General features: G+C 50.1%; 3 protein-coding genes and 1 pseudogene. 1 reads left to right on the top strand and 3 read right to left on the bottom strand.

What is annotated here, in order from left to right:
• From QUA45_RS09400 to rpsT, 3 genes and pseudogenes are all read right to left on the bottom strand, one after another.
• Positions 1–2,006, bottom strand: a pseudogene (locus QUA45_RS09400) (DNA-directed RNA polymerase subunit beta); the annotation flags it as partial.
• 602 nt (positions 2,007–2,608) lie between these two features.
• Entirely contained in the window at positions 2,609–3,388 is a 780-nt protein-coding gene (locus QUA45_RS09395; protein ID WP_333220425.1) for a TatD family hydrolase, read from the bottom strand.
• A gap of 225 nt (positions 3,389–3,613) precedes the next feature.
• On the bottom strand, positions 3,614–3,916 hold the full coding sequence (gene rpsT, locus QUA45_RS09390) for a 30S ribosomal protein S20 (RefSeq protein WP_333066838.1): 303 nt from the start codon (positions 3,914–3,916) through the stop codon (positions 3,614–3,616).
• An 898-nt stretch (positions 3,917–4,814) separates the two neighbouring features.
• On the opposite strand from rpsT, the gene hisD reads away from it, so the two are divergent.
• A complete protein-coding gene (gene hisD / locus QUA45_RS09385; protein WP_333220423.1) occupies positions 4,815–6,128 on the top strand; it encodes a histidinol dehydrogenase in 1,314 nt (437 codons plus the stop codon).
• Positions 6,129–6,531 lie beyond the last annotated feature (403 nt).

The following is a 6,531-nucleotide window of genomic DNA, read 5'->3' as shown; positions in this document are numbered from 1 at the left end:
GCGAGCACTTGACCTGCTACGACTCGATCGCCCTCATAAATCAGCGGACGCTGGTTTAAACAAGTATCTTGGTTAGAGCGCTGATATTTTTGCAGTTCGTGTTCGATGCAGCCAGCATATTTTTGCTTCCAAACCGAGGGCTGCTTAACTTTGAGATCGTCGTATTCCTTAATCAGGAAATGTTCTTCGCTGGAATTCGATTCGGCATCTACAGCCAGGGGTTTGACAATAATCCGGGTAGCGTCGATGTAAATCACCTCGCCGTCGATCCGGGAAACCACAACCATCCCGGAATCTCGGGCCGCCTGAGCTTCCAAGCCCGTACCGACTAGCGGCCGTTCTGGTTTCAGTAGCGGCACAGCTTGCCGCTGCATATTCGATCCCATCAGAGCTCGGTTGGCGTCGTCGTGTTCCAAGAACGGAATCAGCGATGTCGCTACGGAGACGATTTGCACGGGCGAAATCGCCATGTAGTCCACCTGCATCGGCGTGGTGGTAGTAAATTCTTGGCGGTAGCGGACGGCTACGGTTTCGCCTAAGAGGTTGTTGTTTTCGTCGAGGCTGATGTCTCCAGGGGCGACGCGCAAATCGTCTTCTTCATCGGCTGTCATGTAAACAGGGGCTTTGTCGCGCAGCACCCGTCCTTTTTCTACTGGATAAAAAGGAGTTTCAATGAAGCCGTAGGGGTTGACGCGGGCGTGGGTTGCCAAGGAACCGATCAGACCTGCGTTGGGGCCTTCTGGTGTTTCGATCGGGCAAATCCGGCCGTAGTGGGACGGGTGAATGTCCCGCACTGCAAACCCGGCGCGTTCGCGAGTCAGACCTCCTGGGCCCAAGGCTGAAAGCCGACGTTTGTGAGTCAGTTCTGCCAGAGGGTTGGTTTGATCCATGAACTGCGATAGCTGGGAGGAACCGAAGAATTCCTTGATTGCCGCTACCAGCGGTTTGGGGTTGACCAGAGAAGCGGGGCTGAGGGAGTCGGCATCCGAGACGGTCATTCTTTCGCGGATAATCCGTTCTAAGCGGTTGAGTCCGACGCGCACTTGGTTTTGCAGCAGTTCTCCGACACTGCGGACGCGACGGTTGCCTAAGTGGTCGATGTCGTCGGTGGAGCCGATGTCGAATTCGAGGTTAATTAAGTAGTCGATCGCCGTCAAGATATCTTGGGATGTCAGCACCCGCATGGTATCGGGGACTGTCAAGCGCAGTTTTTTGTTGAGTTTGTAACGGCCGACTCGGCCCAAATCGTAGCGTTTGGGGTCGAAAAAGCGCGAGTTAAGGAGCTGTTCGCCGCCCGCTACGGTGGGGGGTTCCCCTGGACGGAGTTTGCGGTAGAGCTCCATCAAAGCTTCTTCTTCGCCGAATTGTCCTTCTTTCTCGATCGTCTTTTGGAAGTATTCCGGGTGCCGCAGGGAGTCGTAGATTTCGCCGTCTGTAAGTCCGAGGGCTTTGAGCAGCACCTGAGCCGATAGTTTGCGGGTTTTGTCGATTCTGACCCAGACTAAATCGTTTTTGTCTGTCTCAAATTTCAGCCAAGCGCCACGGTTAGGGATCAGACTGGCGTTATAGGAACGGCGACCGTTTTTGTCGGTTTCTGATTTGTAGTAGACGCCGGGGGAACGCACGATTTGGTTGACAATTACCCGTTCTGCGCCGTTGATGATGAATGTGCCGCGCTCGGTCATCAAGGGCAAGTCGCCGATGAAGACTTCTTGTTCTTTGATTTCCCCTGTTTCTTTGTTAATCAGGCGGGTGGGGACGTACATTTGCACCGAGTAGGTGCTGTCCCGGCGCTTGGCTTCGTCCACATCATATTTGGGGCGCTTGAGTTTGAAGTCTTTGCCCATGAAGTGGAGTTCCAGCTTGCCCGTGTAGTCTGTAATCGGGGAGAAGCTGTCGAGTTCTTCGATCAGCCCGGCTTCTAGAAACCAGCGAAAACTTGCCCGCTGGATTTCGATCAAATCGGGCAAGGTGAAGGCGAATTCTGTGTAATCTTTAGTGGTCATGGGGGTCCTTTTTCCGCAGTGGCTCTAGCTTTTTACATGGCGCCAAGGCTGGGCTTTTTTACCTTGTTGCGTTTTTTTGATGGATTGTGTGAGAGAATTTATATGATGTTTTCGATCGCCTGCCAACTGCTGCAACGGTTATTTTTGCTTGTGGCTCGCAGTATTTTTGTGCGGATTTTAGTTTCGATCGAGATGCTTTTAGCTCTGATATCGTGGTATCCCAGGGTTAATTCCCTACACTTTTGACTCCTAAAATTGACTTGACAGCTATTGCCAAATTGCTGAGGTTCCAAGTTTCTTCTGATGTGTAAGTTTGAGTGTGTAAGTTTGAGGTATTGCCTGAAGTTTTGACCGATCCCGAAGTTTAGCGTACTCGCGTTGTGTTGGTAGTTCCTGGGCGACATCGAAGTCGCGGATACTAAGCCAACGCCCGATCGCTCAGTTCTTTTTATTATAGGACGCAAATCCGATCGCAACAGGCAACGCCAAAAGAATCTCCAATAAAGGATGAATCCGGTTTTTCGGGCAGGATAGAAATGGGATTGTCCTGAGCACTGGCTCCTAAATCGACCTGTTTTCCTCGTTTCTCTGTTCTGCTATAACTAAACTGAAAAGCCGAATAGCTGACAGGCATTTTTGGTTGTCTGCTGGGACAAAGTTAAGAGAGAAACTCCTCTCAATTTAGCAACTTGCTCGGCTACGTAGTAGACATAGGCTGGTTCGTTGCGTTTTCCCCGCTGGGGTACGGGGGCGAGAAAAGGGCAATCGGTCTCGACTAGGATGCGATCGCTATTTACCATACAAGCTGATTCTTGTATTTGCAAGGCTTTTTTAAAGGTGACTGTTCCGCTAAAACTAATGTAGAAACCTAGGTCTAAAAACCACTGGGTTTCTTCGGGTGTGCCTCCCCAGCAGTGCATGACCCCGCGCACTGACCCGCGTGTTTGCCAAAAGTTCCTCAGCATTTCGGCCATTGGGGCGGCGGCGTCGCGACAGTGGATAATGACTGGTTTGTCAAGTTCCTGGGCGATTGCAAGCTGTGCCTCAAACACTTTAAACTGGTGTTCTCGATCGTCAGCTTTATAAAAGTCCAGTCCGGTTTCGCCGATCGCCACTACCCTAGAGTCCGAACTTGCTAATTCCCTAATCTGGCTCGCAGTCTCGTCTTTCCACTTGTCCGCATCTAGGGGGTGGAGTCCAACCGCAAACGAGACTTCTGCAAACTGATTGGCGATTGCTTGGATGCCGGCAAACTCTTCTGGCTCTACACAAGAATGAACCAGCCGAACTACACCAGCTTCGCGCCAGCGTTCTCGAATGGCTTCTAACTCAGATTTGTAGGTTTCAAAGTTGATATGAACGTGAGTGTCGATGAGCTGCATGGGGGAAGCAGATTAGAGGTGATACGGGAGAGTCCTAGTGGGAGAGGGCGAGGGGGGAGTGAGAGAGTCGGGGAGTGGGAGTGGGAGAGAGTGTGTGGGAAAAATCTTCCGTCTTCTTTCTTCCTGCTTCCTGCTTCACGCTTGACTTCTTCTCGCTTGACTTCTTCCCTCAACATCCATCCCTTCAATCTTGTACACTGCTTCGTTGCCGAACTTTCTGCTTCCTTAAGATGCTACCGAGGATGTTTCGTGCGGCTTGAGGGTTCTTGCCAAGCGGGACTTTTTGCGAGCGCCGTTGTTGCGGTGGAGTACACCTTTTTTGACAGCTTTGTCAATTTTGCTGTAGGCCTCAGACATTCGCTGCTGGACTTCTTGCATTAATTCCGGGCTCGGAGCTGCGGCGTACTTGTCTACGGCAGCGAAATACTTCTTCATCAAAGTTTTGACCGCTGACTTGTAAGATTTGTTGTACAAGCGGTTACGTTCGGCGATTTTGACTCGTTTGACGGCGGACTTAATATTTGCCATAGTTCAGTTGCTGGAAGTAGGTATTCATTGATACACCCTAGTCTCAAGACAGTCTTAAGACACGGGGATTTTGAAGGACAACCTTTTCGGGATCGATCCGCAAAAAGCTTGATTTTTAATGGCGGAGTGAGACAGCCACTTTCCATTCGCTCAAATTGAGCTTCAGATTGAGCTGAGTCTGTGGCTACTTTTTGGCGACGCCCGCGCAATAATTTTTTATTGACTCATTTAACTGCCTGTTTTTTACCCCTGACAATACCCACAGGTATGACACGGGTGTTACAGAGGCGTTTTGCGGTGTTTCCACCGTCACGAGTTAAAGTCACGGTTTCTTGCGCGCAATTTTCAAGTATACAATAATTTGGCGTTTTTTTATAAAAAAATTATCAGGTGTTGGAAAAACTAATATAGCACCTATTCTGCTTAAAATCCAATTCTCGGAAAAATCCAAGTTAAGCTATAACAAAGAATACGGGTTATTTGGGCTTCGGCAAGAAGCACTTAGCGAAGGTAGAAGGTAAAAAGCTGAAGGTAGAAGGTAGAAGACAGCACGGATCTGAAGGTAGAAAGTAGAAGGCAGAATCAAAATTCTTCTGCTCGAACACTCTCCCTCTCGGATATTATCGGGGTCGGACACTCTCCCCTTCTGCGTTTCCACCCTCTCCCCGGGTATCCGGTTCTCTGGCGGGCAATTCCTAGAGAAGGTTATGACTTGTCCTCAGTGTTGCAAAATCCTTGACAGAGATTTAAACGCTGCACTGAAGCCTTGGAAAATACCGCGACTCTCGCGGTTTAAGCTTGTGGACTGGTGGTGGCCTACTTCTCTAGGAGAACCCCACAAAAATCCCCAATTGTCAAGCAAATGTTAGTGAAGTTATAGACGGCATTCCTAATCTCCATGCTGCGAATCATTACTCAGTGGGTTGAGGCACAAGCTGAACTGCGACGGATCTGCGATCGCACCCATGACGAACTTGTCGTTCACAAAGAAGCCACCGTGCGGGAGGTGCTGCAAGCTGTAAGGCGCAGAGGCGATCAGGCTGTGCTGCACTACACTGCTGAATTTGACCGCATGACCATAAATGTGGAAGATTTACGGGTGAGCGGCGCCGAATTGGATGCTGCTTACCAACAGGTGTCGAAAGAATTATTAAATGCCATCCGGCTGGCTTGCAAACAGGTAGAGGCGTTTCACCGACAGCGCGTACCCAAGTCTTGGGTGCAGTTTGGCGATGACGAGATTGTTTTGGGCAAGCGCTACACGCCGGTCGATCGAGCGGGAATCTACATTCCTGGCGGTCAGGCGTCCTATCCAAGCTCGGTGATCATGAATGCGGTTCCTGCGAAGGTCGCCAAGGTGCCGAGACTGGTGATGTGTACTCCCCCCGGACAGGAGAAGAAAATGAATCCTGCGGTGCTGATAGCGGCTCAGGAAGCGGGAGTTGATGAGATTTATCGGATAGGCGGGGCGCAGGCGATCGCGGCTTTGGCCTACGGTACGGAAACTATTCCGAAGGTGGATTTAATTACTGGGCCGGGGAATATTTACGTCACCCTGGCTAAAAAACTGGTTTACGGGACTGTGGGGATCGATTCTCTGGCTGGCCCGTCGGAAGTGTTGATTATTGCGGATGGTTCGGCGAATCCTGTACACGTGGCTGCGGATATGTTGGCTCAAGCTGAGCACGATTCGATGGCGTCGGCAATTTTGCTGACGGCGGATTCGGTGCTAGCTAGGAAGGTGGTGGCTGAGGTAGACAGACAGTTGGCAAATCACCCGCGCCGAACTTTAACAGAAAAGGCGATCGCCAACTACGGTTTAGTCGTAGTAGTGGACTCGCTCAAAGCCGCGGCGGAACTTTCTAACGAGTTTGCCCCGGAACACTTGGAGTTGCAAGTTTCAGATCCCTGGGCTTTGCTCGAGCAAATTCGCCACGCTGGGGCGATTTTCTTGGGCTGCTCGACGCCGGAAGCTGTAGGTGATTATTTGGCTGGCCCGAATCATACTTTGCCGACTTCTGGGGCTCCGCGCTATGCGTCGCCGCTGGGTGTCGAAACTTTTATGAAGCATTCGAGTTTGATTCAATATTCGCCTGCTGCACTTAAGAAGGTGAGTAGGGCGATTAATGTTTTGGCCCAAGCAGAGGGGCTTCCTTCTCACGCTGATTCGGTGCGGCTGCGGACTGAAAATGAGGGAAAGGGTGAGTTTTAGATGGTAGATTTAAGTAGATGATCGGCAAAATACATAGGTAGTCAAAAGCGAGTGAAATGCAATGAAAGGAAGCAATTCTCTTGCGATTATGGTAGCTTTACATTCTGTGACAAGCGGTCCAGTTTATTTGCACCTACCTACTTACGAACTGCGGGCTTAAGAAACCCGGTTTCTTCAAGAATCTTGCTTAAATGACGCAATTCGGTTAGGAAACCGGGTTTCTGGGTAGGTAATAATAATGTTGGTGGGAAGCACGAAAATTGGGGAAAGTAGGCGACAATCAACTAAAAATTTAAAGTCTAAATATCTGAGATTTAAAGGTGCATGGTATTGAATACTGTTTTGGTAGCGATCGACAATTCAGAGCTTGCAGAACGGGTTTTGCAAGTTGTAGGGCAATTTC

It is taken from the genome of Microcoleus sp. Pol12A5 (genome assembly GCF_036701435.1).
Classification (GTDB): domain Bacteria; phylum Cyanobacteriota; class Cyanobacteriia; order Cyanobacteriales; family Microcoleaceae; genus Microcoleus.
The sequence above is the reverse complement of the archived record's forward strand: the minus strand, read 5'-3'. Positions and strand labels throughout refer to the sequence as shown.